Source organism: Streptomyces sp. NPDC015220, assembly GCF_043079345.1.
Classification (GTDB): domain Bacteria; phylum Actinomycetota; class Actinomycetes; order Streptomycetales; family Streptomycetaceae; genus Streptomyces.
Genome location: NZ_JBIBUK010000024.1, coordinates 70,491 through 95,306, shown reverse-complemented (window position 1 = coordinate 95,306; position 24,816 = coordinate 70,491). Strand labels below are relative to the sequence as shown.

Genomic DNA, 24,816 nt, shown 5'->3' with positions numbered 1-24,816 from the left:
CCCCACTGGTCCCGCCTGTTGCTGCCGTACGGTACGACCTGACAGGGCGGACGTGGCAACTTTGGCACATCTTCGCAGCGCTCGCGGACACGGGTCCGACAGGAGGCGATCGCCCACCTCATCGGGGACATGAACCGTTTTGGCACGGCGTCACCGATGCGGGCGAATTCCCGCTCTTCGCTGACCTTGGGACGCTTTTCCCGTGTCGGTCCGGAAAAGCGGGACGGGCCGACCCCCGGCCCGTCCCGGCGGCGGACCGGCCGCTTCTCCGCCGGCGGACGTCCCCTCCCCCACCGGCGGACCGGCCCGCGCCGGGTTCCGGGCAGGCGGCCACCGCGGCCTGCGAGTCGGCGGACCGGTCCTTGACGCGGCGGCCGCCCGCCCGGCCGCTCCGGCGCGGGCCGGACGGCTACCTCAGCGGCGGCTGTCCGTCGATCGGCCGGCCGAGGACGCCGGGCCGCCGCTGCCAGGGGTGCGGGCCGGCGGGCGGGCGGTAGCCGACGCCCAGGGCGTCCAGGCGCCGGTAGTGTGCCGCCATCCGTCGTTCGAACCCGGCGAAGTCCCGCTCTCCGGGGGCGGGCAGCGCGCTCCAGGCGACCTCGGCGAAGGCGGCCAGCCGGGGGAACGCCTGGTAGTCCACGCGCGCCTGGTTCTCCATCACCTCGGTCCAGAGGTTGGCCTGGGCGCCGAGCACGTGCCGGGCCTCTTCCGCGTCGAGTTCCGCCGGAACCGGCTCGAACCGGTAGACGTCCTCCAGGGTGCGCACGTAGCCGATCGGCACCGGCTCGTCCTCGCCCGGGTCCTGCCGGTGGTCCAGGTACACCTGCTGCTCGGGGCACATGACGACGTCGTGGCCGGCCTTCGCGGCGGCTGTCCCGCCCGCGTAGCCGCGCCAGGAGGAGACGGCGGCGCCCTCCGCCAGGCCGCCCTCCAGGATCTCGTCCCAGCCGATGAGCCGGCGCCCGCGCGCCGCGAGCCACTTGTCGAAGTGGCCTATGAACCAGGCCTGCAGCTCGTCCTCGTCGGCCAGCCCGAGTTCCTCGATGCGGGCCTGCGCGGTGGCCGAGGCCCGCCACTGCTCCTTGGGGCACTCGTCGCCGCCGATGTGGAAGAAGTCCGAGAACGGCGCCGCGTCCGCCGGGAAGAGGCCGAGCAGTTCCTCCAGGACGCCCTCGTAGAAGCGCAGGGTGGCGTCGGTGGGGGCGAGCACGTTCTCGCTGACGCCCCAGTCGTCCCAGACGGTCAGGGCGGTGGTGTCGACGACGTCGGTGTTGCCGAGCTCCGGGTAGGCGGCGATGGCGGCCTGCGAGTGCCCGGGCACGTCGACCTCGGGGACGACGGCGATGTGCCGTTCGGCGGCGTAGGCGACGATCTCGCGGATGTCGTCCTGGGTGTAGTGGCCGCCGTGCGGTTTGTCCTCCCACAGCGGCGAGGCCCGGTGGCCGAACTTCGTCCGGGAGCGCCAGGAGCCGGTTTCGGTCAGCTTCGGGTACCGCTTGATCTCGACCCGCCAGCCCTGATCGTCCGTCAGGTGGAAGTGCAGGACGTTGAGTTTGTGGGCGGCCATCAGGTCGAGGTAGCGCAGGACGCCGTCCTTCGGCATGAAGTGCCGGGCGACGTCCAGCATCAGACCGCGCCAGCGGAAACGCGGCGCGTCCTCGATCTCGGTCAGCGGCAGCCGCCACCGCCCGCCGGGCAGCGGCGCGCGCCGGAAGGCGGCCGGGCCGAGGAGCTGCCGGAGCGTCTGGGCGCCCCAGAAGAGGCCGGCGGGGCCGCCGCCGGCGAGGTCGGCGCCGTCCGGCGTGACCACCAGGCGGTAGCCCTCGGCGCCGAGGTCCCGGGCGACGGCGTCGTCCAGGCGCAGGCGCAGGGCGCCGTCGCCGGCCGGCGCGGGGGCGAGCGGCAGTCCGGTGGCCGCGCCGAGGGTGGCGCGCAGCCAGCGTTCGGTGCGGCCGGTGCCCTCGCCCGCCGTCACCGTGGTGTCCGGGCCCAGTTCGAAGAACCGTTCCTCGTCGGTCGCCGTACGCCCTGGCTGGGGGATCACGTCCATCACGTCAGTCCTTCACCGCTCCGCCGAGGCCGGAGACGAGTCGTCGTTGCACGAGTACGAAGAAGACCAGCACCGGGACCGTCATCACCGTGGACGCGGCCATCACCCCGCCCCAGTCGGGATCGTCCGGCTTGTAGAAGACCAGCAACGCCATCGGCAGCGTCGACTGGGAGGTGTCGCTGATGATGAACGACTTCGCGAACAGGAAGTCGTTCCAGGTCGAGATGAAGGAGAACACGCTGGTCGCCACGAGTCCCGGGAAGACCAGCGGGAAGAGGATCTGCCACAGGAAGCGCGAGCGGCTCGCGCCGTCGATGCGGGCGGCCTCCTCCAGTGCTTCCGGAACGGCTCTCACGAAGCCTCTCAGCATCCAGATCGCGAAGGGCAGCGAGAAGGCGATGTGGGGCAGGATCAGCGACCCCAGGGTGTTGAGCTGGCCGAAGTCCCGCATCAGGAAGAACAGCGGGATGGTGAGCGCCTCCACGGGCACCATCTGGGCCACCAGGAACATGATCAGCAGGGTGGTCCGGAAACGGAAGCGGAACCGGGTGACGGCGGTCGCCGCGAGGAACGCGATCAGCGCGGAGGCGATCACGACGCTGCCCGCGACGAGCAGGCTGTTGAGGAAGTACCGGCCGAACTCCTGTTGTCCGAAGACCCTTCGGAAGGACTCCAGCGAGGGGGACGTCGTCCAGGGCCTGGGCCGGGTCGTCTCGATCTCCCCGGCCGGTTTGAAGGCGCTCAGCACCATCCAGTACAGCGGGAAGGCGACCACGACCGCGATCAGCAGCGCCGACGCCTCGGCCGCGAGCCGCCATGGACGGCGCACCCGTGCGCGCGGAAGATTCACAGCTCCTCCCCCCGGCGGCGCAGCAGCCGCAGGTAGACCAGCGTCACGGCGAGCAGGATCAGCAGCATCACGACGCCGATCGCGGAGCCGAGGCCGTACTGCGAGGACGCGAACGCCTTCTGGTAGGCGTAGACGTTCAGGACGAGGTTCTGGCCGGCGATGCCGCCGCCGTTGGTCATGACGTAGATCTGAGTGAAGACCTTGAAGTCCCAGATGACCGACTGGATGGTGACCACGACCAGGATCGGCCGCAGCATCGGCGCCAGCACCGAGCGCCAGATCCGCCACTGGGAGGCGCCGTCCAGCGCGGCGGCCTCCAGCACCTCGGCGGGGACGGCGCGGATGCCGGCGTAGACGGTGACCATGACGAACGGGAAGGAGCACCAGACCACTTCGAGCAGGACGAGGAGGAAGGCGCTGTAGCGCCCGTACGTCCAGGAGTGGTCGCCGAGCCCGAGGATCCGGTTGACGGGTCCGAAGTCGGCGTCGAACAGCAGCAGCCAGACCGTGGAGCCGGTGACCGCCGGGGTCGCCCAGGCGCCGAGGGCGGCGAGCATCAGCGCGAGGCGCGGCACGGCGCGCACCCGGGTGAGGAGCACGGCGAGCGCGCAGCCGACGGCGAGCGTGCAGATCACGCAGGCCGCCGCGAACACCACGGTGGCCAGCAGGACCTGCCAGAACTGGTCGTCCCGGAACAGCTCGGCGTAGTTGCCCAGGCCCTGGAAGCTGGTCGGCTCCCCGCCGCTGACCTGGGCCTGGGTGTACTCCAGGAAGGAGATCAGGCCGAGTTGGTAGACGGGGTAGACGAGCAGCCCGCCGAGGACGACGAGGGCCGGGGCGAGGTACAGCCAGGGGGTGGCCCAGCCGCGCCCCGGGGGGCGCGGGGCGCCGCGCGGCCGGCCGCGGCCGGCCCGGGGCCGCACGGGCGCCGCGCCCCCCGGCCGGCTGGGTGCCACGGTCATCCGACGGAGCCGAACGCGTCGTTCATCTTCTTCGCCGCTTCCCCGGCGGCCGCCTTGACGTCCTTCCGGCCGCTGACGACCTCCTGGAACATGGTCGGCAGCACCTGCGAGGAGTCGATCTGGGCCCACGCGGGCGAGGCCGGCACGAACTCGGTGCCCGCGGCGAGGGTGTCGACGAAGGGCTTCACGAACGGGTCCTTCGCGGCGACCTGCCCGCGCACGTCCGCGAAGGTCGGCAGGAAGCCCATCGCGTCGAACATCTCGCCCTGGGTCTTCTTCGACGCGAGCCGCTTCATCAGGTCCACGGCGAGGGTGCGGTGCGAGGTGCTCCTGAGGACGCCGATGTTGTTGCCGCCCGCGAAGGCCGGCGCGACCGAGCCGGACTTGACGCCCGGCAGCGGCACGACCGCGTACTTGCCCTTGGCCTGTCCGGCCTCCACGGCCTGGTGGCTGAAGTCGCCGCCGATCGCCATGGCGGCCTTGCCGGAGGCGAAGGCGGTGACGGTGTCGTTGCCGGTCATCCCGGCGCACTTGGCGGCGGGGCAGACGTCGTCGCCGAACAGGGACGTGTACGCCTCGATGCCCTTGCGGGCCTCGGGGCTGTCGATCGCGGAGGTGTAGGAGCCGCCCTCGCCGGTGGCGAGCCGGCCGCCGTTGGCCCAGACGAAGGGCATGGCGCCGTAGGTGTAGGCGCCGCCGACGGCGATGCCGTACAGGTCGTGCCGGGCGGCCCGGACCTTTCGGGCGGTGGCGGCCAGTTCGTCCATGGTCTTCGGCGGACGGAGCTTCAGTTCCCCGAAGACGTCCGTGCGGTAGTAGAGGGCGCGGACGCCGACGAAGTAGGGGGCGCCGTAGACCTTGCCGTCCACGGTGACCGACTTGCGGGCGGTGGGGTCGGTGTCCTTGGCCTCGCCCCAGGCCTCGAACTCCTTGGTGACGTCGGCGAGTCCGCCGTCCTTCACGTAGCCGGCGGTGTCGGTGTTGCCGTACTCGATGACGTCGGGGGCGCTCTTCGGGTCGTTGAAGGCGGCCTTGATCCGCTGGGCCCGGGTCTCGACGGGGATGTACTCGACGGTGACCTCGGTGTCCGCGTGGGCCTTGCCGAAGTCGGCGAGGACCTGCTTGACCACCTGTTCCTTCGGTTTGTTGTTGACCTCCTGGAACAGCCAGACGCGCAGGGTGCCGGTCTTCTCGTCCTTGCCGGAGGAGGAGTTGTCGGACGTCTGCGGGGCGCAGGCGGTGGCGGTGACGACGGTCGCGGCCAGCATCAGGGCCAGCCGGCCGGGGAGTCTTGCGGAGAGCTTCATGGAGCGATCCTCCGGTCAGGTGTTGCAACATACGCAATGACTGTTTTGCTCTGCACAACACCATGGAGGCTAGGTACTCGATGAACGCGCCGACAAGGGGTCTCAACCACTCTGTGACCGCCGGACGCACCCTGCGCAACGCCGGACAGCACAAAGGCCCCCGAAGTGCGCGAAACGCACTCGGGGGCCCGGTCGGCCCGGCGGGCGGGTGACGGAGGGGGCGCTACTTCTTGTCGCCGCCCTTGCCCTGGTCGCCGCCGCCGCTCATCGACTCGTAGATCTCCTTGCACAGCGGGCACACGGGGTACTTCTTGGGATCCCGCCCCGGCACCCACACCTTGCCGCACAGCGCCACGACGGGCGTCCCGTCCAGGGCGCTCGCCATGATCTTGTCCTTCTGGACGTAGTGGGCGAAGCGCTCGTGGTCGCCGTCGCCGTGGGACACCTGCGGCGTCGGCTCTACGAGGGTCCCCGTACCAGTCCCGCGCTCGGGCTCGAGAGTGCTCATACGGAAAGGGTACTGAAACCGGCGGGCATCAGTTGAGCGACGGGTCGTCCGGATAGGTGGCGACCATCGCCAGTTCATTGCGCTGCCGGCGCAGCACCTCGCGCCAGAGCCGTTCGGGGGAGGGCGAGGAGACGTCGCCGGGTTCCGACTCGACGACGTACCACGCGCCCTCGACCAGTTCGTCCTCCAGCTGGCCGGGGCCCCAGCCGGCGTATCCGGCGAAGATCCGCAGCGAGCCGAGCGCGGAGGCCAGCAGCTCCGGCGGGGCCTCCAGGTCGACCAGGCCGATCGCGCCGTGCACCCGGCGCCAGCCCAGCGGGGCGCGGTCGCCGGGGCCGTCGCCCGGGATGACGGCGACGCCGAGCGCGGAGTCCAGCGACACCGGGCCGCCCTGGAAGACGACCGGGGGCTCCCCGGCGAGGTCCGCCCAGCCCTCCAGGATGTCGCCCACGTCCACGGGGGTGGGCCGGTTGAGGACGACACCCAGGGAGCCCTCCTCGTCGTGGTCGAGGAGGAGCACCACCGCGCGGTCGAAGTTCGGGTCCGCCAGGGCGGGCGTTGCCACGAGCAGCCGTCCTGTGAGCGAGGACACCTCGGTCATGCCAGACATGATCCCGCATCTTCCCCGGGCGTGGGGAGCCAATCCGGCTACCGGGGTGAGGGCAGCTCACGGGGCACGGGAGCGCCGCCCGGCGCACGGCCCGGCCGGTGACCCCATGTGCCCGGTCTGACACGTTTCGTGTTGTGACAGAGCCATGACGTGCCCGGGCGGTACTCGGGCTTACTTCAGGGGGGCGCACGGCGATTACTCTGTCTCTCCGGCCCCTGACCTATGTGATCGGCCGGACCCTGCCCAACTCATCGGAACGCGAGATACATGAGCGTCAACGACGATGTCCTGCTTGTCCATGGCGGAACCCCGCTGGAGGGCGAGATCCGTGTCCGTGGTGCGAAGAACCTCGTACCGAAGGCCATGGTCGCCGCTCTGCTGGGCAGTGAGCCAAGCCGGCTGCGCAACGTTCCGGACATCCGTGACGTCCGCGTGGTGCGCGGTCTGCTTCAGCTGCACGGCGTGACCGTCCGGCCGGGCGAGGAGCCGGGCGAGCTGGTGCTCGACCCCACCCGGGTGGAGAGCGCCAACGTGGCTGACATCGATGCCCACGCGGGCTCCAGCCGCATCCCGATCCTCTTCTGCGGCCCCCTGCTGCACCGTCTGGGGCACGCGTTCATCCCCGGCCTCGGCGGCTGCGACATCGGCGGCCGGCCCATCGACTTCCACTTCGACGTGCTGCGGCAGTTCGGCGCGACGATCGAGAAGCGCGCGGACGGCCAGTACCTGGAGGCCCCGCAGCGGCTGCGCGGCACGAAGATCCGGCTGCCCTACCCCTCCGTGGGCGCGACCGAGCAGGTGCTGCTGACGGCGGTGCTCGCCGAGGGCGTCACGGAGTTGTCCAACGCGGCCGTGGAGCCGGAGATCGAGGACCTCATCTGCGTGCTGCAGAAGATGGGCGCGATCATCGCGATGGACACCGACCGCACGATCCGCATCACCGGTGTGGACAAGCTCGGCGGCTACAACCACCGCGCCCTCGCGGACCGTCTGGAGGCCGCCTCCTGGGCCTCGGCGGCGCTGGCGACCGAGGGCGACATCTACGTCCGCGGCGCCCAGCAGCGGTCGATGATGACGTTCCTGAACACCTACCGCAAGGTGGGCGGGGCGTTCCGGATCGACGACGAGGGCATCCGGTTCTGGCACCCCGGCGGACAGCTGAAGTCCATCGCGCTGGAGACGGACGTGCACCCCGGTTTCCAGACCGACTGGCAGCAGCCGCTGGTGGTGGCCCTCACCCAGGCGACCGGGCTGTCCATCATCCACGAGACGGTCTACGAGTCCCGGCTGGGCTTCACCTCCGCGCTGAACCAGATGGGCGCGCACATCCAGCTCTACCGCGAGTGCCTGGGCGGCTCCGACTGCCGCTTCGGCCAGCGCAACTTCCTGCACTCCGCGGTGGTGTCCGGCCCGACCAAGCTCCAGGGCGCCGACCTGGTCATCCCGGACCTGCGCGGCGGCTTCTCCTACCTCATCGCCGCCCTCGCGGCCCAGGGCACCTCCCGGGTCCACGGCATCGACCTGATCAACCGCGGCTACGAGAACTTCATGGAGAAGCTGGTCGAGCTGGGCGCGAAGGTGGAACTGCCCGGCCAGCCGCTCGGCTGACCGACCCGGCCGTCCCGCCCCGGCCGGGCGGTCTTCCGCCGGCCAGGAGCTGGGCAGCGCCCCGGACAGGCACGGCACACCGAAGCCGGTGGAGCCGGGCACGAAGGCGGAAGCCCCCGGCCGGGCGCCCGGCTGACGGGCGCGGCCGCCCGACCCGGGCCGGGCCGTGCCGGGCCAAGGACCCTCCGCCCGGCCGGGCGGCCCCGCCCCGGGGCCAGGCGGCCTTGCTCCCGGCCGGGGAGGGCGTGCGTACGACGATGGGGCGGCCCCCTGTGAAGGGGGCCGCCCCATTGACGTTGTCGGCCCTACCAGGCCCCGTACGCCGTCCCGTGACGTACGGGCGGCAAGGTCACTTGCCCTTGGCGGCTTCCTTGAGCTTGCTGCCCGCGGAGACCTTCACGCTGTAGCCGGCCGGGATCTGGATCGGCTCGCCGGTCTGCGGGTTGCGGGCGGTGCGAGCGGCACGGTGGGTGCGCTCGAAGGTGAGGAAGCCAGGGATGGTGACCTTCTCGTCCCCCTTGGAGACGATGTCGCCGACGACGTCGGCGAACGCGGCCAGCACGGCGTCGGCGTCCTTGCGGGTCACCTCGGCGCGGTCGGCCAGCGCGGCCACCAGCTCACTGCGGTTCATGTTCTTACTCCCGTGTTCTTCTTGCCATTGAGGCGGTCCACGCGGCGAAGCCGCATGTTGGGCCAGCCAAGCCGATGCTGCCAGGGTCCTGGTGGGTCCCCGGACCCGGGTCGTTCGTCAGACCCTCGCGCCCAGGGAGGCATCCTGCCCCCACCTGCGGCGGGAAAGCCAATCCGGCACCCCCAGGAGTCATGAAGACACCCTTGGGGGTCACACGGAAAGAGGGCCCTCGCCCGGCCGTCACCCTAGGGCGCGCCGCTGACGGCGCCGTCCGCGACGCGCCGGATCCCGGCGCACCGTGGCGATCGTCACGCCGGGCGGCCGCTCCGGTCACGCCCCCTCGGGGCCGCGCCGGTCCCCGTGGGGGCCGGCCGGCCCCGGGCGCCGTCGTCGGCCGCCGCGGCCCGGTCCTCAGACGCTGGTGGGGCTGCTGCTCACCGCGGCCGCCCCGGCCGCCTTGGCGGCGTCCCGCACCGCGCCGGCGACGGCTCCGGCGACCTTGTCGTTGAAGACGCTCGGGATGATGTAGTTCGGGTTCAGCTCGTCCTCGGTCACCACGTCGGCCAGGGCCTGCGCGGCGGCCAGCATCATCTCCGTGTTGACGGTCCGGGACTGGGCGTCCAGCAGACCGCGGAAGACGCCCGGGAAGACCAGCACGTTGTTGATCTGGTTGGGGAAGTCGGAGCGGCCGGTGGCCACGACCGCCGCCGTCTGCCGGGCGATCGCCGGGTCGACCTCGGGGTCGGGATTCGCGAGCGCGAACACGATGGCGCCCTCGGCCATGGCGGCCACGTCGTCGCCGTCGAGCACGTTCGGGGCCGAGACGCCGATGAAGACGTCCGCGTCGCGCACGGCCTCCTTCAACGTGCCGGTCAGGTTCTCGGGGTTGGTGTTGTCGGCGATCCAGCGCAGCGCCGACTCGGGGGCGGCGTCGACGAGGTCCTCGCGGCCGGCGTGCACGACGCCGTGGATGTCGGCGACGACGGCGTTCTTCACACCCGCGGCGAGCAGCAGCTTGAGGATGGCCGTGCCGGCGGCGCCGGCGCCGGACATCACGACCCGCACGTTCTCGATCGGCTTGCCCACCACGCGGAGCGCGTTGGTGAGGGACGCGAGCACGACGATCGCGGTGCCGTGCTGGTCGTCGTGGAAGACGGGGATGTCCAGGGCCTCGCGCAGCCGGGCCTCGATCTCGAAGCAGCGGGGCGCGGAGATGTCCTCGAGGTTGATGCCGGCGAACCCGGGGGCGATGGCCTTGACGATCTCGACGATGGCGTCGGTGTCCTGGGTGTCCAGACAGAGCGGCCAGGCGTCGATGCCGGCGAACCGCTTGAACAGGGCCGCCTTGCCCTCCATGACGGGCAGCGCGGCCTTGGGACCGATGTTGCCGAGGCCCAGCACGGCCGAGCCGTCCGTCACGACCGCAACGGAGTTGCGCTTGATGGTCAGGCGGCGGGCGTCCTCGGGGTTCTGCGCGATGGCCATGCAGACCCGGGCCACACCGGGGGTGTAGACCATGGAGAGGTCGTCACGGTTGCGGATGGGGTGCTTGGACGCCATCTCGATCTTGCCGCCGAGGTGCATCAGGAACGTACGGTCGGAGACCTTGCCGAGCGTGACGCCCTCGATGCCGCGCAGCTTCTCGACGATCTCGTCGGCGTGCGCGGTCGAGGAGGCCGCGATGGTGACGTCGATACGGAGCTTCTCGTGACCGGACGCGGTGACGTCGAGGCCGGTCACCGAGCCTCCGGAGGACTCCACGGCGGTGGTGAGCTGCGAGACGGCGGTTCCGCTCGCGGGCACCTCCAGCCGGATGGTCATCGAGTAGGAGACGCTGGGCGCCGTTGCCATGGCCGACTTCCTCTGCTTTCACCGTGTCGCGAAGTTGTGCCGTCCGATCGTCGCACCTACCCCGGAGTACGTGGTAGTCGCCCTGGGTTGCGGACTTTGTGTTCACCGGGAGGCGCTTTTTTCGGAAAGTTGTTTCCACCATACGAGAAACAGGCACGCGACGGTAGATGCTCGGGGAACAAAAGAGGCCCACGTCACATAGAACGTGACGTGGGCCTCTCGGAGGCTTGCGACACCGGCCCGCCATGCTCGCCTCGCGGCAAGTGGTCGCTCGTAGCGACGAAGGTTGGGCCCGGGGGCTTGGATCGAGCCGGTGTCACATACAGGCTAACAAACAGTTCGGGTGAGACCATTCCCGTCGCCGAGGTTCACAGGAATCCGGTCCGTGGCCCACGCTGTCGCGGGCCGCGGTTCACCGGCTCCCGGCCCGCCCGGCCCCGCGTCCGCGCCTTCCCGACGCCCCTCTCCCCGGCCGATCCGGCTCCGCTCCCCACGTCCGCCCGCGCGACCAGGCGGCCGGGCAGGCGGCCGGGCGGGCCGCCCGGCCGCGGCTCTCAGTCCCGCAGCAGATCCGGCACTCCCGCCGCGTCCGGCTCGTCCCGCTCGCCCGAGACCACCGTCAGCTCCTGGGTGGCCCGGGTCAGGGCGACGTACAGGACCCGCAGACCGGCCGGCGACTCGTCGGCGATCTCCGCGGGCGACACGACGAGGGTCGCGTCGTACTCCAGCCCCTTGGCCTCCAGGCTGCCCAGCGCCACCACCCGGTCGCCGAGTCCGGCCAGCCAGCGCCGGGCCTCCTCGCGGCGGGCCATGGCGACGACCACGCCGACCGTGCCCTCCACCCGCTCCAGCAGCGCTTCGGCCTCGGCGCGCACGGTGGCGCCCAGGGAGTCCCGGACCACGGCGAAGCGCGGCTGGAGCCCCGTGGAGCGCACCGCGGACGGCGCCTTGGCCCCGGGCATGGCGAGGGCCAGCACCCTCGCGGCCAGCTCGGCGATCTCGGACGGGTTGCGGTAGTTCACCGTCAGCTCGAAGCGGCGGGCGCGCGAGGAACGGCCCGGGGCGGCGCCCCGGGAGGCGCCGTGCGCGGCGGTGGGCAGACGGGTGCCGAGGGCCTCGTCACGGGCCTCGGCCGCCTCGTCCGGGTCCGACCAGGAGGACTGGGCCGGGTCGCCCACCACCGTCCAGGTGGCGTGCCGGCCGCGGCGGCCGACCATCCGCCACTGAAGGGGCGTGAGGTCCTGCGCCTCGTCCACGATGACGTGCGCGTACTCGGTGCGCTCCTGCGCCAGGCGCTCGGCCCGCTCGCGCTGCGACTCCTCGCGCACCGGCATGAGCTCCTCCAGACCGGTGAGCTGGTCCAGCGGATCGAGCTCGCGTCTCTTCCGCGGCCGGGCCGGTGCGCCGAGGATCGCCTGGAGCTCGTCCAGCATGGCGATGTCGTGCACCGAGTGGCCGTCCCGCCGGAGCGAACGGGCGACCTTGCGCACCTCGCCGGGGTTGAGGACGCGGCGCGCCCAGCGGCCCAGGCGGCGCTCGTCGGCCATCGCGGTGAGCACGGCCCGCGGGGTCAGCTCGGGCCACCAGGCGTCGAGGAAGGCGATGAAGGAGTCCTCGCCGGTCACGTCCTCGTCGAAGGACGAGCGCAGTTCGGCGGCGAGTTCCGCGTCCGTGTGCCGGCCGGCCGCGCCGGACCGCTCCCACAGGGCGTCCAGGAGCAGTTTGCGGGCGCGCGGGCGCAGCAGGTTGACCGGCGCGGTGCCGCCGAGGGCGGTGCGCCGGATGTCGTCCAGTTCGCGCCCCTCCAGCTCCAGCCGCCGGCCGAAGGCGACGACCCGCAGCCGGGTGGGCGGACCCGCGGGCGCCTGCGGCTGCCCCGCCCCGCCGTCGGCGTCGCCGTCTTCGTCGCCCAGGGCGAGCTGCCCCGCCGGGACACCCCCGCCCGGACCCAGTTCCAGTGCGCCGCGCGCCGCCTTCCGCAGCACCTTCAGCATCCTGTACGACCCCTTGGCCCGCGCCACGGCCGGGGAGTCGTACAGGGTGGCCTCGGCGCCCTCGACCAGCGAGCCGATCGCCCGGATGGCGACCTGGCCCTCCTCGCCGAGGGAGGGCAGCACGCCCTCGGTGTACGACACCAGCAGCGGGGTCGGCGAGACGATCAGGATGCCGCCCGCGTAGCGGCGGCGGTCCTGGTAGAGCAGGTAGGCGGCCCGGTGCAGCGCGACCGCGGTCTTGCCCGTGCCGGGGCCGCCCTCCACGTACGTCACGGAGGAGGCGGGGGCGCGGATCACGAGGTCCTGCTCCGCCTGGATGGAGGAGACGATGTCCCGCATGGTGTGACTGCGGGCCCGGCCGAGCGCGGCCATCAGGGCGCCGTCGCCGATGACGGCCAGCTCCCGCCCGTCCAGGAAGGCCGTCAGCTCGGGCCGCATCAGGTCGTCCTCGACCCCGAGCACGCGCCGTCCCTTGGACCGGATGACCCGGCGGCGCACGACCCGGCCCGGGTCGACCGGGGTGGACCGGTAGAACGGGGCGGCGGCCGGCGCCCGCCAGTCGATGACCAGCGGCGCGTAATCCTCGTCGAGGACGCCGATGCGGCCGATGTGCAGGGTCTCGGCGATGTCGGCGGTCCGGTCGGGCCGCACCGCGCCCTCGGCCGGCTCGACCGCGGTGTACGCCCCGTCGGGGCCCTTCTTGCCGTCCTTGCCGAGCAGCAGGTCGATGCGGCCGAAGAGGAAGTCCTCGAACTCGTTGTTCAGCCGGTTGAGGTGGACTCCCGCGCGGAAGACCTGCGCGTCGCGCTCGGCCAGCGCGCCGGGCGTGCCGACCTGGCCCCGCTTGGCCGCGTCGTTCATCAGGAACTCGGCCTCGTGGATCTTCTCCTCGAGCCGCCGGTACACGCGGTCGAGGTGTTCCTGTTCGCCGCCGACCTCCCGGTCGCGCACGGAGTCGCCCGCGGCGTCGTGCGCGGCGTCCGGCGGCGCACCCTGCGCCGCGCCGTGAACCGATTCGACCGCGGAATCCTGTTGAGCCTGAGCGGCCACCGGGCCCCCTTCTGACGTGCTGGGCAGCCGTCAACCGTACGCGAAGGGGGCCCACTGGCGGAAGCCGGACCCGGCCCGCTCCGCGGGTCCGTCCGGCGGATCCCGCCGGACGGACCCGCGGAGCCTGGTGCCGCTAGTGCCGCGCGAGGGCCGCCCGGCGGCGGTGGCGGGCCACCCGTTCGCGGTTCCCGCAGACCTCGCTGGAGCACCAGCGCCGTCTGTGCCCACGCGAGTTGTCGAGGTACACGATCGGGCAGTCGTCGCCCGCGCACTGGCGCAGCGCGCTCCGGGCGACGGGATCGGTGAGCAGTTCCACGGCGTCCCGGGCGACGGCGGCGAGCAGCGCGGCGCACTCGGGCGGACCGGCCAGCTCGCGCACGAGGGCGCCGTCCTCGCCCCGTACGGCGCGGGGCGCGGGCGGGGCGGCACGGGCGACGTCGTTGACCCGGGCGAGCGCGAGGCCGTACGGCCGGCTCGTTACGGGTTCGTGCGGCGGGACGTCCTCGGCGTACGCCCCGGCGCCCCCGGTACCCGCCCCGCCACCGCCGACGCGCGTCCCGGCCCCGCCGCCGGTGCCGCCGCCGGTGCCGGTGCCGCCGCCGGTGCCGTACGGCCGTTTCCCCGTGGCGAGGCAGTCGCGCACCAACTGGCCTATGTCGGACCGCAGTTCCCGGAATGCGGCGGGCCAGGAGGCGTCGGCGTGCGCCAGCGGGGTGCCCGGCGGGACCAGACCGGAGCCCGCGATCCAGGCGCGCAACGGCTCCAGGGCGGCCAGCCGTTCCCCGGGATGGGCGGTGGAAAGGAGGTCCAGGCAGATCCGCCCGGTGTCGAAGCGCGGCCCGTACGGGACCGTGACCGTACCCAGTGCCATGTACCTGTCACCGCCTAGGGGCGGCACCCCGGCCGCCGTGGTCCGGCGGGGTGCTCGTCAGGGCTGGGGAACCGTTCCCTCCCACAGTGCCCGTCCGCTCCCCGGGCCGGAACCCCCCGGCTACCGGTCCGCGTACTTGGCGTCGCTCGCCGGGTCCAGGGCCAGCCGGTATCCGCGCTTCACCACCGTCTGGACCAGCTTCGGCGCGCCGAGCGCCGTGCGCAGCCGGGCCATGGCGGTCTCCACCGCGTGCTCGTCGCGGCCCGCGCCGGGCAGCGACCGCAGCAGTTCGGCCCGGGAGACCACCCAGCCCGGCCGCCGCGCCATCGCCCGCAGCAGCGCCATCCCGGCCGGCGGCACCGGCCTGAGGTCGCCGTCGACCAGCACCGCGTGTCCCCGGATCTCCAGCCGGTGCCCGGCGACCGGCAACGCCCGCGCCCGCCCGGGCAGTTCCTGGCAGAGCAACTGCACCAGCGGCCCCAGCCGGAACCGCTCCGGCTGCACCGTGTCCACCCCGTGCGCCTGCAACGGCACCGCGGTCACCGGCCCGACGCACGCGGCCAGCACGTCGCGCCCCAGCGCGGCCAGCAGTTCCGCCAGCAGCCCCCGTTCCTCGGCTCGGGACAGCAGGGAGGCGGCGGCCGGCGCGCTGGTGAAGGTGAGCGCGTCCAGCCCCCGGGAGACGGCGGCGTCCAGCAGCCGGTCGAGCGGGCCCGGGTCCTCCGGCGGCAGCCACCGGTACACCGGCACCGGCACGACCTCCGCTCCCCCGGCCCGCAGCGCCTCCACGAACCCGGGCAGCGGCTCCCCGTGCAGTTGTACGGCCACCCGCCGCCCCTCCACGCCCCGCTCCAGCAGCCGGTCGAGCACCTCGGCCAGTGACTCCGAGGACGGCGACCACTCCTCGGTCAGCCCGGCGGCCCGGACGGCGCCCTTGACCTTGGGCCCGCGCGCCAGCAGCTCGACCTCCCGCAGCCGGCCGAGCAGGGCCTCGCCGAGCCCCCAGCCGTCCGCCGCCTCCACCCACCCGCGGAAGCCGATCGCGGTGGTGGCGATCACGACGTCGGGCGTCTGGTCGATGATCTCCTTGGTGGCGGCGAGGAGTTCCCCGTCGTCGGCGAGCGGCACGATGCGCAGGGCGGGCGCGTGCACGACGCTCGCGCCGCGCCGCCAGAGCAGCGCGCCTAGTTCGTCGGCCCGGCGCGCGGCCGTCACGCCCACGGTGAACCCGGCCAGCGGCCCGTGTCCGGACGGCGGCCCCTGTTCGGCCGTCCGCTGTCCCTCGTCCTCGCTCATGGCTCTCGTCCCGCGCTCGACTCGTCCTGCCGTTACGTTCCGCCGATCGAGCCTGTCAACACCGCGTGACGGGCTCGGTTCGCCGGCATGTCACCAGTGTTACGTCACACCTCGGCGTAACCGAGCCGCGGCTCCGCACCGGCGGTGGTGGCACCGGCCGGGGCCCCGCCGCCGCCCGTACGACGAAGATATACGGCATAGGTGACCGCGAAGGCCGCGCCGTAGAAGACCAGGAAGGCGACGAACGCGCCGGTTCCGGAGCCGTAGGAGAGGAACGACTGGCGGAAGGCGAGGTTGATCCCGACGCCGCCGAGCGCGCCCACGGCCCCGATGAGCCCCATGGCGGCCCCGGACAGCCGCCGGGCGTGCGCCGCGGCCTCCTCCCCGACGAGCCCCTTGGCCAGCGCCTTGGTCTGGAAGATCCCCGGGATCATCTTGTACGTCGACCCGTTGCCGAGCCCGCTGAGCACGAACAGCACGACGAACACGGCCACGAACAGCGGCAGCGACCCGCGCTCCCCCGCCGCGATGAGGGCGGCGGTCGCGGCGGCCATCGCGACGAAGTTCCACAGGGTGATCCGCGCCCCGCCGTAGCGGTCGGCGAGCCGGCCGCCCACGGGCCGGATCAGGGAACCGAGGAGCGGTCCGATGAAGGTGAGGTAGGAGGCCTGGAGGGGCGTCCGGCCGAACTGGTTGGTGAGCACCTGCCCGAAGGCGAAGCTGTACCCGATGAACGACCCGAAGGTCCCCACGTACAGGAACGCCATGATCCACGTGTGGGCGTCCTTGGCGGCGTGCACGGCGGCGCCGGTGTCGTTCCTCACCGACGCGAGGTTGTCCATGAACAGCGCGGCGAGCACGGCGGCCACGACGATCAGCGGGATGTAGATCCCCAGCAGCACGCGCGGGCCGCCGCCCGCCCCGATCACGGCGAGGGCGGCGAGCTGGATGACGGGGACGCCCACGTTCCCGCCCCCGGCGTTGAGTCCGAGCGCCCAGCCCTTCCTCCGCATCGGGAAGAAGGCGTTGATGTTGGTCATGGAGGAGGCGAAGTTCCCGCCGCCGATCCCGGCGAGCAGCCCGACCCACAGGAAGGTGGCGAAGGAGGTGCCCGGGTGCATGACGGCGAAGGCGGCGACGGTCGGCACGAGCAGCAGGCCCGCGGAGACGATCGTCCAGTTCCGCCCGCCGAACACGGCCACGGCGAAGGTGTACGGCACCCGCACCACGGCCCCCACCAGCGTCACCACGGAGGTGAGCAGGAACTTGTCGGCGGGGCTCAGCCCGTACTCGGGCCCCATGAACAGCACCAGCACGGACCACAGCGTCCACACGGAGAACCCGATGTGCTCGGAGAGCACGGAGAAGAACAGGTTCCGGTGGGCGATCCGCTTCCCCCCGTCCTCCCAGAAGCCCTCGTCCTCCGGGTCCCAGTGCTCTATCCAACGCCTGGCTGTCATCCCGCCTCCACGGTGCGCCGAGTAACAGCCCCCCAAGGTAGGGCAACTCGGTTTCCGTGCTGTGGCGTTGAGGGTGACCGGGAGGGAACGTCGGCCTCACCCCGGGGAGCGCGGGGATGAGAGGCGCCGGCGGACGGCTCATCCGGCGCCGTACAGCTCCGGCATCCCGACCAGCAGAACTCGCCCGGCCTTCGCCGCCGTGACGAGGTCGGCAGCGGGTTCGCTGCGCACATAGAGGGCGAGCGTGCAGCTCTCCACGTCCCAGCCCTGAGCGCGGAGCAGATCACGGATGTGTTCGAGGCGTTGGAGGTCGGCGCCCGTCCGCGACTTGTTCGTCGCCTTGACCTCACCGATCAGGGTGATGCGGGCCCCCTTGTCGCGCGCGCGGGACGCCCGGCTGAGCGCGACGACGCCGACCTCGTGGCCCCGGTGCTCACGGCAGGCGACGGTCGTCGTCCCCACCTGCCCGATGTCGTCGAGGCCGTACCCACGCCCGTACCGCAGGGTCCACTGGCGGGCCAGGTCCTCGAAGTGCGGACCGAGGACCTTGGAGGAGAAGGTCTCCCGCGACCGTTCCCAGGCCGCCCGCCCCTCCCGCAGCTCGAAGTCGACCAGGTTCGGCCGCACGATCAGGTCATGGAAGCGGACGATCGGATCGGCCACAGTGATCACGGGCTTCCGCTGGAGCCTCCTAGCCTGACTCCACTTAGCCCAGCTGGAGTGAGGCTAGCTGCACTCGGGTAGCCAATCACTCACTCACAGTCACCATGCGTCCCTCAGCGGCCCCCCACCTCGAACCACAGCAGCTTTCCGGCTCCCCGGCCGAGCAGGTTGCCGCCGAGCGGCCAGCCGCCCCACGAGTCCGCGTGCTGCTGCACGAGGAAGAGCCCGCGTCCGCCCTCGGCGTCGGCCGGGGCCGGCGGGACGTGGTCCCCGGGCGGTCCGCCGAAGGGTGCGGGGATGTGCGGGTGACTGTCCCAGACGCCGACCCGCAGCCGCCCGTCCCCGAGGGCCGTCAGCCGGAGCGAGGCCGGACCCCTGGTGTGCCGGTAGGCGTTGGTGACCAGCTCGGAGGTCAACAGCTCGACCGTGTCGCTGACTTCGCCCATCCCGTGACCGCTGAGCGCGGCCCGCACGGTCATACGTGCGACACGTGCGGCGCGTGGGTCATGAGGGAGACGAAGGGCGTACACCCAGGTGTCGGGCAGGGCTACGGTGACCACGGGGAACTCCAGAAGGAAGGGGACTCGAGAGCTCGCTCAACAGTCGCGCCGGGCGGTGGCAGTGCCTGGGGTGGTGCGCTTCCGGCTTATGGGAGCGGTGAGTTGAGCGGCACAGGAAAACCGTAGGGCAGATGGTTAGATAGCTCTAACAAAACAGACTAGAACCATCGATCCTTCACCCGTGTGAGGGAGAAGAACGGCCTGTCGCAGCCGGAAGGGAAGACCCGTGCCGCCCACCAGCAATCCCACGCTGCGGCAGCGTAGGCTCGGCGCTGAGCTGCGCAAACTCCGCGAGCGAGCCGGTCTCACCGCCACCGCTGCAGCCGAACTCCTCGGCGTCAACCAGGCACGCGTGAGCATGATCGAGACCGGGCGCACACCCGTCAGCGCCGACAAACTCCGCGCCATGGCGCACACCTACGAGTGTTTCGATGACCAGCTCGTCGAAGCACTCGCCGCCATGACAGGTCGACGTACGCGCGGCTGGTGGGAGGAGTACCGCGATCACGTTCCCACGGCGTTGGTCGACCTCGCCGAGCTGGAACACCATGCGACCGGAGTGCGCGTGGCCCTGGTCACCAACATCCCGGCTCTGTTGCAGACCACCGATCATGCCCGCGCCCTCTTCCAGGGCGTGGTGCCACCCATGCGGCAGTACGAGATCGAACATCGTCTGACGCACCGCATGAAACGACAGGGCATCCTGCACCGAGACGACCCGCCTCCGTACACCGCGATCATTCACGAGGCAGCTCTCCGCATGGGCTTCGGCGGCCCCGACATCACCCGTGGGCAGCTCAAACACCTCAACGACATGAGCGAACTGCCGCACGTCACCGTCCGGGTGATCCCCTTCGGCACGACCAGCTTCCCCACGACAGGGCAGTCATTCGACTACCTCCAGGGTTCGGTCCGGCAACTCGACACGGTTCAGCTCGACTCGTGCCACGGTGCCTGCGAGTTCCTGGACGCGGAAGCGCAGTTGAGCAAGTACCGCGCGGTGTTGGATCGCATGGAGTCATGCGCACTGGCAACGGCAGCTTCCCGCGACTTCATTCACCGCATTGCCCAGGAAACCTGAGAGGAATCCCCCGTGCACAACACCCACTGGCAAAAGTCCACGTACAGCGGTGACGGCTCCAACTGCGTCGAGATATCCCCCACTCCCACCGCCATCCGCATCCGCGACTCCAAGACCCCCGAAGCCCCCCACCTCACCGTACCGACCGCCGCCTGGGCCGACTTCGTCGCACACACGGCGAGACGGGGAGACTGAGCCTCCCGCTCAGCGCCTGGCTTCCCGCGACGTCGTCCACCGCACCACTCAGGACGCCTGAGAGGAATCCCCCGTGCACAACACCCACTGGCAAAAGTCCACGTACAGCGGCGACGCCTCCAACTGCGTCGAGATATCCCCCACCCTCACCACGGTCCGCATTCGCGACTCCAAGACCCCCGAAGCCCCCCACCTCACCGTACCGTCCACCGCCTGGGCCGACTTCGTCGCGCACACGGCGAGACATGGAGACTGAGCTCCCCGCTCAGCGCCTGGCTTCCCGCGACTTCATCCACGACCTCGCCAAGGAAATCTGAGAGGGACCTACCGTGCACGCCATCCATTGGAAGAAGTCCACGTACAGCGGGGCTGGCTCCAACTGCGTCGAGATATCCCCCACCCCCACCCAGGTCCACATCCGCGACTCCAAGACCCCCCAAGCCCCCCACCTCACCGTCCCGACCGCCGCCTGGGCCGACTTCGTCGCACACACGGCGAGACGGGGAGACTGAGCCTCCCGCTCAGCGACGCCCGTCCGGCCACAGCCGGGGTCCGCGCCGGGCCGCCACGTCCTCGATCCAGCCGAAGGCAAGGATCACGGCGGCGATCAGCGGCCACACCAGGACGAACATCCACAGGCCGTACGTCGAGTCCAGGGCCGCCGACGCGCCGTCGCTCTGCGTGAACGGCAGGTCGTAGGCCTGGTCGACGAGCGGGACCGTGGCGGTGATGAGGGCGTTGTGCCAGAGGTAGATCGTGACCGCGCGGTTGTTGGCGAGGGTGACGGGCCGCTCCCAGCGGCGCAGCCGGGCCGGGAACTCCCGCCACGACGGTGAGTACTGGAGGAGGATGACCACGGCTCCGAAGGACCAGGTGGCCTGGGCGAGCGGGATGTCGTTCAGGTCCCAGCCGTCGGGGCCCTGGTGGCCGGAGGCCCACCACAGGCCGAAGGCCATCAGCAAGGCCGCGCAGGAGACCGCCGCGTAGCGGGGGACGGCCTTCAGCACGCCTTCCTGGTGGGCGAAGCCCAGCACCCAGCAGCCGCCGTACACCGCGAAGTCCCGCACCGCGTCGCCCGTCTCGCCGGGGATGGTCACCGCGCCCGTGCCAAGCACCGCCGTCAGGGCGAGCGGGGCGAGCAGCGTGGGCCACGGGGCCCGGCGAAACGCCCGCAGCAGCAACGGCGAGGCCACCACGAACCACAGGTAGGCCCGCAGGTACCACAGCGGGCCCGCCGCGTCGTCGGCCCAGGTCGTCTCCAGCAGGCCGGAGTCGGACCCCAGGTGCCAGGGGTAGGGCGGGGCTCCCACCGGGACGACGTAGTCGAGGAGCTTCGCCAGGCCGACCGTGCCGCCGAGGTCCGGGTCCTTAGCCGGGTTCCAGCCGGCGAACAGCATCAGGGGGAGCAGGAGCGCGGCGAACGCCCACAGCGGCGGCAGCAGCCTCCTGAGCCGGCCCTTGATCACGCCCGGCGCCGGGCGCTTCAGGGAGCGCGCCATCAGTGAGCCGGCCAGGGCGAACATCACGCCCATCGACGGGAACAGCACCGTCAGCCAGCCCCATCCGAACAGGTGGTAGACCACGACCCGGACCAGGGCCAGGGCGCGCAGCAGGTCCAGGTAGCGGTCGCGCCCGCCGGCCGGTTCGGCACCGGCGGCGGCCTCGGGGGCGAGTGCCTGTGTCATGCCACCGGCCTCCTTTCGCCCGGCTGCCCGGCTCCGGCGGCCGTCCGCCCGGCCGTCCGCCCGCGTGGCGCCGGGCCGCCGGGCACCTCCACCACGCCCGTGCGGCGCAGTTTCTGCCAGCGCAGCCGGCCGCCGGTGAGCGCGGTGATCCAGGACTGGAGCAGGACGACGTACATGAGCTGGCGGTAGAGGATCTGTTGCAGGGGCAGTGAGACGAGGTGCCGCATGCGTTCGCGGTCCAGGTGGAAGGCGTACGCCGCGCAGACCCCCTGGACGGCCAGGACGCCCAGCCAGGCGATCACCGTCCGCTGCGTGGGGCCGAAGATCACACCGTAGAGCAGGAAGACGTCGATCAGGGGCGCCAGCAGCGGGGCCACCACCATGAACAGCGACACCAGCGGCAGGCCGACCCGGCCGAAGCGCCCGGACGGGCCGCGGTCCAGCAGCGCGCCCCGGTGCTTCCAGATCGCCTGCATGGTGCCGTAGGACCAGCGGTAGCGCTGGGACCACAACTGCCGCACGGACTCGGGCGCCTCGGTCCAGGCGCGGGCGTCCTCCGCGTACACCACCCGCCAGCCGGCCCGGTGCAGCGCCATGGTGATGTCGGTGTCCTCGGCGAGCGTGTCGTGGCTCATGCCGCCGACCTCCCGCAGGGCGGACCGGCGGAACGCCCCCACCGCGCCCGGGATGGTGGGCATGCAGCGCAGGACGTCGTACATCCGGCGGTCGAGGTTGAAGCCCATCACGTACTCGATGTGCTGCCAGGCGCCGATCAGCGAGTCGCGGTTGCCGACCTTGGCGTTGCCGGCCACGGCGCCGACCCTCGGGTCGCCGAAGGGCTGGACCAGTTCGCGGACGGTGGACGGTTCGAAGACCGTGTCGCCGTCCATCATGACGATCAGGTCGTAGGAGGCGTGCGCGATGCCCCGGTTGAGGGCGGCCGGCTTGCCCGCGTTGCGCTGGCGCACCACCCGTACCCCGGGCAGGTCCATGGCCTCGACGATGTCCGCCGTGCCGTCGGCCGAGCCGTCGTCCACGACCAGGACCTCGATCGGATGCTCGCTCGCCGTCAGCGAACGGACCGTGTTCTCGATGCACTTGGCCTCGTTGTACGCCGGCACCAGCACCGACACCGGTTCGGTGACCGGCTCGCCCCGGCGGAAGCCGGGCCGGCGCACCCGGCGGGCGTGCGCGCCGGAGAGCAGCAGCATCAGCGCGAACCGGGCGATGACCAGGCCGCCGACCAGGGCGAGGCAGCCGGCCAGGACGCCGGTGAGGTCGTCGGACGCCTGGACCAGGAAGATCCACGCCCTGCCCTTCCAGAGGTCGGCGCCGGTGACCGGGGTGAGCGCGCTGGGCGCGCCGAGCGCCTCGGTGAGGTTGTCGAACCGGTAGCCGCGTGCCTGGAGTTCGGGCAGGAAGCGGTCCAGCGCCCGCACCGTCTGGTGGCGGTCGCCGCCGGAGTCGTGCATGAGCACGATCGCGCCCTCGCCGTTGCGCGGGGTGGCGTTGCGGATGATCCGGGCGACGCCGGGCTTCTTCCAGTCCTCGCTGTCGGCGGTGTTGACGACGGTGATGTAGCCGCGGCCGCCGACGTACCGGGTCACCGGCCAGGACCGGTTGTCCATGGCGTCGGCGAAGGAGGAGTACGGCGGCCGGAAGAGCGAGGTGCGCACGCCGGCCGCGCCGGTGATGGCGAGCTGGTTCTGGGACAGCTCCCGGTCGATCCGACTCCGGGACTGGTAGGAGAGGTCGGGGTGGTTGAAGGTGTGCAGGCCCACCTCGTGGCCCTCGGCGACCATGCGTGCGACCAGGTCCGGGTAGCGGGAGGTCATGGTGCCGGTGACGAAGAAGACCGCGTGCGCGTGGTGCTTCCTGAGCACGTCCAGGACCTTGGGCGTCCAGGTCGGGTCGGGTCCGTCGTCGAAGGTGAGGACCAACCGGTGGTCGGGCACGCGCAGGCCGCTCGTCCGTCCGTCCCGGGTGTCGATGACCGGGCCGCCGTCCAGGATCTTCCGCGGCACCCCGTCGGTGGCGGCCTCCGGCCGGACCCGGTGGTCGGCCAGGATCTCGCTGTGCACATAGCCGCGCAGCATCAGCATCGCCATCAGCACGGCCAGCACCAGCAGGGGCAGCAGCAGCCGCAGCGGAGGACGCGGCCGGAGGCGCGGGCGGGGCCGCCGGCGGGTCCGGGGCCGAGGGCCGCGCGGGGAACGGCGCGCGCCACGGGAGGCGGCCGTGCCCGGGGCGGCGGCGCCCCGGTCGGCGGCGCCCCGGTCGGCGCCCGTTCCGGGTGTGCCGTCGGCCGCCCGCGTCGGCGGTCCTCCGCCGGTGCGTCCGCTCTCCGTTCCGGTTCCCGTGCGGCGGGCCCGGGACGCCATCAGGCCACGGTCCTGGAGTTCGCCGGGGGCCGCGCCCCGGCGCCGCCCGGCGTCCCGGTCGGGCCGGGGGCCGTCGTGGGGCCGGGCGCCGTCGTGGGTCCCGGGGCCCCGGTGGGGACCGGCTCGCTCGTCACGGGGACCGGGCCGCCCGGGCCGTCGGCGACCGAGCCGGGCGCCCCGGTCGCGGCGCCGCCGCTCCCACTGCCGCCGCTCCCACTGCCGCCCGCCGACGTCGACGGGTCGGGCGTGGGCGTGCCGCCGCCGGTGGTCGGGGTCGGGTCGGGCGAGGCGGAGACCGGGGGCTGGGCGGGCACGGTCGCGGGGCCGGTCCCGCCGGGGGCCGGCGGCCCGGAGCCGCCGGTGTCCTCGGCGGTCGGCCCCGGATCGGCCGGGGCGCCCGGCCGGCGCGGTCCCGCGGAGGCGGCGGGCGCCGATGCGCCGGGGCCCGTGGCCGGCCGTGTGTTCCCCGCGCTCGGCGCGGAGGCCCCGGGCGCACCGGGCAGCCCCGGGACCCCGGGGACGGCGAGGCCGTCGCCCGTGCCGGGCGGACGTGCGGAGTCCGTGGGCGCGGGCGGGGTCTCGACATTGCCGGCCGGCTTGTCGCCGGCCTGGCCCGGCACCGGCAGCCAGGGCGCGGTGGAGTTGCCCGACACCAGGGTGGCGGCGATGACGACGGCGTAGACCCCGCAGGCGAGCCCGACCGCCATGCCGATCCGGCGGAACCGACGGCTGCGGCGGCCCGACTCGTCGACGAAGACGGGGCCGTCGCAGCCGCCCGAGCGGATTCCCCCGCCGCCGCCCGCGCGGGCGGCCGCCGGGCCGTCCGGCACGTCTTCGGTCCTGACGAGCCGGACGGTCAGCTCGTCCGGGCCTGGTCCTTCGGGGCCGGACGGCCGTCCGGTCCCCGAGGACCTTCCGGACCGTCCGGTGTCCCGCCCGGACTCGTCCCAGGGGTCCTCGACGCGCAGCGCCGGCACCGCGCCGGTCTCCGGGAACCTCTGGACGTCGCCACCCCCACCGCCGCCGGGACCGTCGCCCGCGCCGCCGTCGCCGGCTCCGACGACGGGCACCGCTGCGGTCGCGGACGCGGCCGCGGGCCATTCGGATCGGGCTTGTTCCAGCCCCTTGTTCATGCGCACGTAGCTTCCCCTACGGAAGTGTTACGGGTGCGCGTACGACCCCGAGCCCGCGTCGCCGGAACAG

General features: G+C 72.5%; 22 protein-coding genes. 5 read left to right on the top strand and 17 right to left on the bottom strand.

What is annotated here, in order from left to right:
• Positions 1-409: 409 nt before the first annotated feature.
• The 6 genes from ACF061_RS32545 to ACF061_RS32520 form a co-directional block, all read right to left on the bottom strand.
• Complete coding sequence (locus ACF061_RS32545; RefSeq protein WP_392270597.1) at positions 410-2,050, bottom strand: beta-N-acetylhexosaminidase; 1,641 nt, start codon at positions 2,048-2,050, stop codon at positions 410-412.
• 4 nt (positions 2,051-2,054) lie between these two features.
• Positions 2,055-2,900, bottom strand: a complete 846-nt coding sequence (locus tag ACF061_RS32540; RefSeq protein ID WP_392270596.1) for a carbohydrate ABC transporter permease — start codon at positions 2,898-2,900, stop codon at positions 2,055-2,057.
• Complete coding sequence (locus ACF061_RS32535) at positions 2,897-3,862, bottom strand: carbohydrate ABC transporter permease (RefSeq protein ID WP_392270595.1); 966 nt, start codon at positions 3,860-3,862, stop codon at positions 2,897-2,899. Before ACF061_RS32535 ends, ACF061_RS32540 begins: the two co-directional genes overlap by 4 nt.
• Positions 3,859-5,169, bottom strand: coding sequence for an extracellular solute-binding protein (locus tag ACF061_RS32530; RefSeq protein WP_392270594.1), 1,311 nt, complete (start codon positions 5,167-5,169; stop codon positions 3,859-3,861). Before ACF061_RS32530 ends, ACF061_RS32535 begins: the two co-directional genes overlap by 4 nt.
• A gap of 223 nt (positions 5,170-5,392) precedes the next feature.
• On the bottom strand, positions 5,393-5,677 hold the full coding sequence (locus tag ACF061_RS32525; protein WP_026252153.1) for a DUF3039 domain-containing protein: 285 nt from the start codon (positions 5,675-5,677) through the stop codon (positions 5,393-5,395).
• A 28-nt stretch (positions 5,678-5,705) separates the two neighbouring features.
• Entirely contained in the window at positions 5,706-6,278 is a 573-nt protein-coding gene (locus tag ACF061_RS32520) for a YqgE/AlgH family protein (protein WP_392270593.1), read from the bottom strand.
• Between the two features lie 276 nt (positions 6,279-6,554).
• Between ACF061_RS32520 and murA the strand changes: the two genes are divergently transcribed.
• Complete coding sequence (gene murA, locus ACF061_RS32515; protein ID WP_392270592.1) at positions 6,555-7,895, top strand: UDP-N-acetylglucosamine 1-carboxyvinyltransferase; 1,341 nt, start codon at positions 6,555-6,557, stop codon at positions 7,893-7,895.
• 349 nt (positions 7,896-8,244) lie between these two features.
• Here the strand turns inward: murA and ACF061_RS32510 are convergent, their stop codons facing one another.
• The 8 genes from ACF061_RS32510 to ACF061_RS32475 all read right to left on the bottom strand — a co-directional run bounded on the left by ACF061_RS32510 (position 8,245) and on the right by ACF061_RS32475 (position 18,271).
• On the bottom strand, positions 8,245-8,526 hold the full coding sequence (locus ACF061_RS32510) for an HU family DNA-binding protein (RefSeq protein ID WP_003990598.1): 282 nt from the start codon (positions 8,524-8,526) through the stop codon (positions 8,245-8,247).
• A 411-nt stretch (positions 8,527-8,937) separates the two neighbouring features.
• Positions 8,938-10,377 (bottom strand): NAD-dependent malic enzyme, encoded by a 1,440-nt coding sequence (locus tag ACF061_RS32505; RefSeq protein WP_392270591.1) that lies wholly within the window; start codon positions 10,375-10,377, stop codon positions 8,938-8,940.
• 554 nt (positions 10,378-10,931) lie between these two features.
• The gene (locus tag ACF061_RS32500) at positions 10,932-13,421 is read right to left on the bottom strand and encodes a HelD family protein (RefSeq protein WP_392270590.1); all 2,490 of its coding nucleotides are present in this window, start codon (positions 13,419-13,421) and stop codon (positions 10,932-10,934) included.
• Between the two features lie 133 nt (positions 13,422-13,554).
• The gene (locus ACF061_RS32495) at positions 13,555-14,292 is read right to left on the bottom strand and encodes a CGNR zinc finger domain-containing protein (protein ID WP_392270589.1); all 738 of its coding nucleotides are present in this window, start codon (positions 14,290-14,292) and stop codon (positions 13,555-13,557) included.
• Between the two features lie 120 nt (positions 14,293-14,412).
• Positions 14,413-15,588: a uroporphyrinogen-III synthase gene (locus tag ACF061_RS32490; protein WP_392270588.1), complete on the bottom strand. Its 1,176-nt coding sequence runs from the start codon at positions 15,586-15,588 to the stop codon at positions 14,413-14,415.
• A gap of 104 nt (positions 15,589-15,692) precedes the next feature.
• Positions 15,693-17,048 carry a nitrate/nitrite transporter gene (locus ACF061_RS32485; RefSeq protein WP_392270587.1) on the bottom strand — a complete coding sequence of 452 codons (1,356 nt, stop codon included), beginning with the start codon at positions 17,046-17,048 and terminating at the stop codon, positions 15,693-15,695.
• 138 nt (positions 17,049-17,186) lie between these two features.
• Positions 17,187-17,720, bottom strand: coding sequence for a hypothetical protein (locus ACF061_RS32480; RefSeq protein WP_392270586.1), 534 nt, complete (start codon positions 17,718-17,720; stop codon positions 17,187-17,189).
• Positions 17,721-17,824: 104 nt separating this feature from the next.
• A complete protein-coding gene (locus ACF061_RS32475) occupies positions 17,825-18,271 on the bottom strand; it encodes an ATP-binding protein (RefSeq protein WP_392270585.1) in 447 nt (148 codons plus the stop codon).
• A gap of 226 nt (positions 18,272-18,497) precedes the next feature.
• Here ACF061_RS32475 and ACF061_RS32470 point away from each other — a divergent pair, with 226 nt between their 5' ends.
• The 4 genes from ACF061_RS32470 (at position 18,498) to ACF061_RS32455 (ending at position 20,059) form a co-directional block, all read left to right on the top strand.
• Positions 18,498-19,352 (top strand): helix-turn-helix domain-containing protein, encoded by an 855-nt coding sequence (locus ACF061_RS32470; protein WP_392270584.1) that lies wholly within the window; start codon positions 18,498-18,500, stop codon positions 19,350-19,352.
• Positions 19,353-19,364: 12 nt separating this feature from the next.
• Positions 19,365-19,547, top strand: a complete 183-nt coding sequence (locus ACF061_RS32465; RefSeq protein WP_392270583.1) for a DUF397 domain-containing protein — start codon at positions 19,365-19,367, stop codon at positions 19,545-19,547.
• Positions 19,548-19,620: 73 nt separating this feature from the next.
• The gene (locus tag ACF061_RS32460) at positions 19,621-19,803 is read left to right on the top strand and encodes a DUF397 domain-containing protein (protein ID WP_392270582.1); all 183 of its coding nucleotides are present in this window, start codon (positions 19,621-19,623) and stop codon (positions 19,801-19,803) included.
• Positions 19,804-19,876: 73 nt separating this feature from the next.
• Positions 19,877-20,059 (top strand): DUF397 domain-containing protein, encoded by a 183-nt coding sequence (locus tag ACF061_RS32455; RefSeq protein ID WP_392270581.1) that lies wholly within the window; start codon positions 19,877-19,879, stop codon positions 20,057-20,059.
• 9 nt (positions 20,060-20,068) lie between these two features.
• Here ACF061_RS32455 and ACF061_RS32450 read toward each other — a convergent pair whose 3' ends face one another.
• Genes ACF061_RS32450 through ACF061_RS32440 form a run of 3 tightly spaced genes read right to left on the bottom strand, consistent with a single transcriptional unit; the run spans position 20,069 to position 24,746 of the window.
• Positions 20,069-21,232, bottom strand: coding sequence for an acyltransferase (locus ACF061_RS32450; RefSeq protein ID WP_392270580.1), 1,164 nt, complete (start codon positions 21,230-21,232; stop codon positions 20,069-20,071).
• Positions 21,229-23,613, bottom strand: a complete 2,385-nt coding sequence (locus ACF061_RS32445; RefSeq protein ID WP_392270579.1) for a bifunctional polysaccharide deacetylase/glycosyltransferase family 2 protein — start codon at positions 23,611-23,613, stop codon at positions 21,229-21,231. Before ACF061_RS32445 ends, ACF061_RS32450 begins: the two co-directional genes overlap by 4 nt.
• Complete coding sequence (locus tag ACF061_RS32440) at positions 23,613-24,746, bottom strand: translation initiation factor IF-2 (protein WP_392270578.1); 1,134 nt, start codon at positions 24,744-24,746, stop codon at positions 23,613-23,615. Before ACF061_RS32440 ends, ACF061_RS32445 begins: the two co-directional genes overlap by 1 nt.
• Positions 24,747-24,816 lie beyond the last annotated feature (70 nt).

What these genes read in the sequence shown, in the direction of transcription:
- ACF061_RS32545 (WP_392270597.1), bottom strand. Translation starts at nt 2,050, where the DNA reads ATGGACGTGATCCCCCAGCCAGGGCGTACGGCGACCGACGAGGAACGG.
- ACF061_RS32490 (WP_392270588.1), bottom strand. Translation starts at nt 15,588, where the DNA reads ATGAGCGAGGACGAGGGACAGCGGACGGCCGAACAGGGGCCGCCGTCC.
- ACF061_RS32445 (WP_392270579.1), bottom strand. Translation starts at nt 23,613, where the DNA reads ATGGCGTCCCGGGCCCGCCGCACGGGAACCGGAACGGAGAGCGGACGC.
- murA (WP_392270592.1), top strand. Translation starts at nt 6,555, where the DNA reads ATGAGCGTCAACGACGATGTCCTGCTTGTCCATGGCGGAACCCCGCTG.
- ACF061_RS32495 (WP_392270589.1), bottom strand. Translation starts at nt 14,292, where the DNA reads ATGGCACTGGGTACGGTCACGGTCCCGTACGGGCCGCGCTTCGACACC.
- ACF061_RS32485 (WP_392270587.1), bottom strand. Translation starts at nt 17,048, where the DNA reads ATGACAGCCAGGCGTTGGATAGAGCACTGGGACCCGGAGGACGAGGGC.
- ACF061_RS32530 (WP_392270594.1), bottom strand. Translation starts at nt 5,169, where the DNA reads ATGAAGCTCTCCGCAAGACTCCCCGGCCGGCTGGCCCTGATGCTGGCC.
- ACF061_RS32520 (WP_392270593.1), bottom strand. Translation starts at nt 6,278, where the DNA reads ATGACCGAGGTGTCCTCGCTCACAGGACGGCTGCTCGTGGCAACGCCC.
- ACF061_RS32535 (WP_392270595.1), bottom strand. Translation starts at nt 3,862, where the DNA reads ATGACCGTGGCACCCAGCCGGCCGGGGGGCGCGGCGCCCGTGCGGCCC.
- ACF061_RS32525 (WP_026252153.1), bottom strand. Translation starts at nt 5,677, where the DNA reads ATGAGCACTCTCGAGCCCGAGCGCGGGACTGGTACGGGGACCCTCGTA.
- ACF061_RS32450 (WP_392270580.1), bottom strand. Translation starts at nt 21,232, where the DNA reads ATGACACAGGCACTCGCCCCCGAGGCCGCCGCCGGTGCCGAACCGGCC.
- ACF061_RS32440 (WP_392270578.1), bottom strand. Translation starts at nt 24,746, where the DNA reads ATGAACAAGGGGCTGGAACAAGCCCGATCCGAATGGCCCGCGGCCGCG.
- ACF061_RS32510 (WP_003990598.1), bottom strand. Translation starts at nt 8,526, where the DNA reads ATGAACCGCAGTGAGCTGGTGGCCGCGCTGGCCGACCGCGCCGAGGTG.
- ACF061_RS32505 (WP_392270591.1), bottom strand. Translation starts at nt 10,377, where the DNA reads ATGGCAACGGCGCCCAGCGTCTCCTACTCGATGACCATCCGGCTGGAG.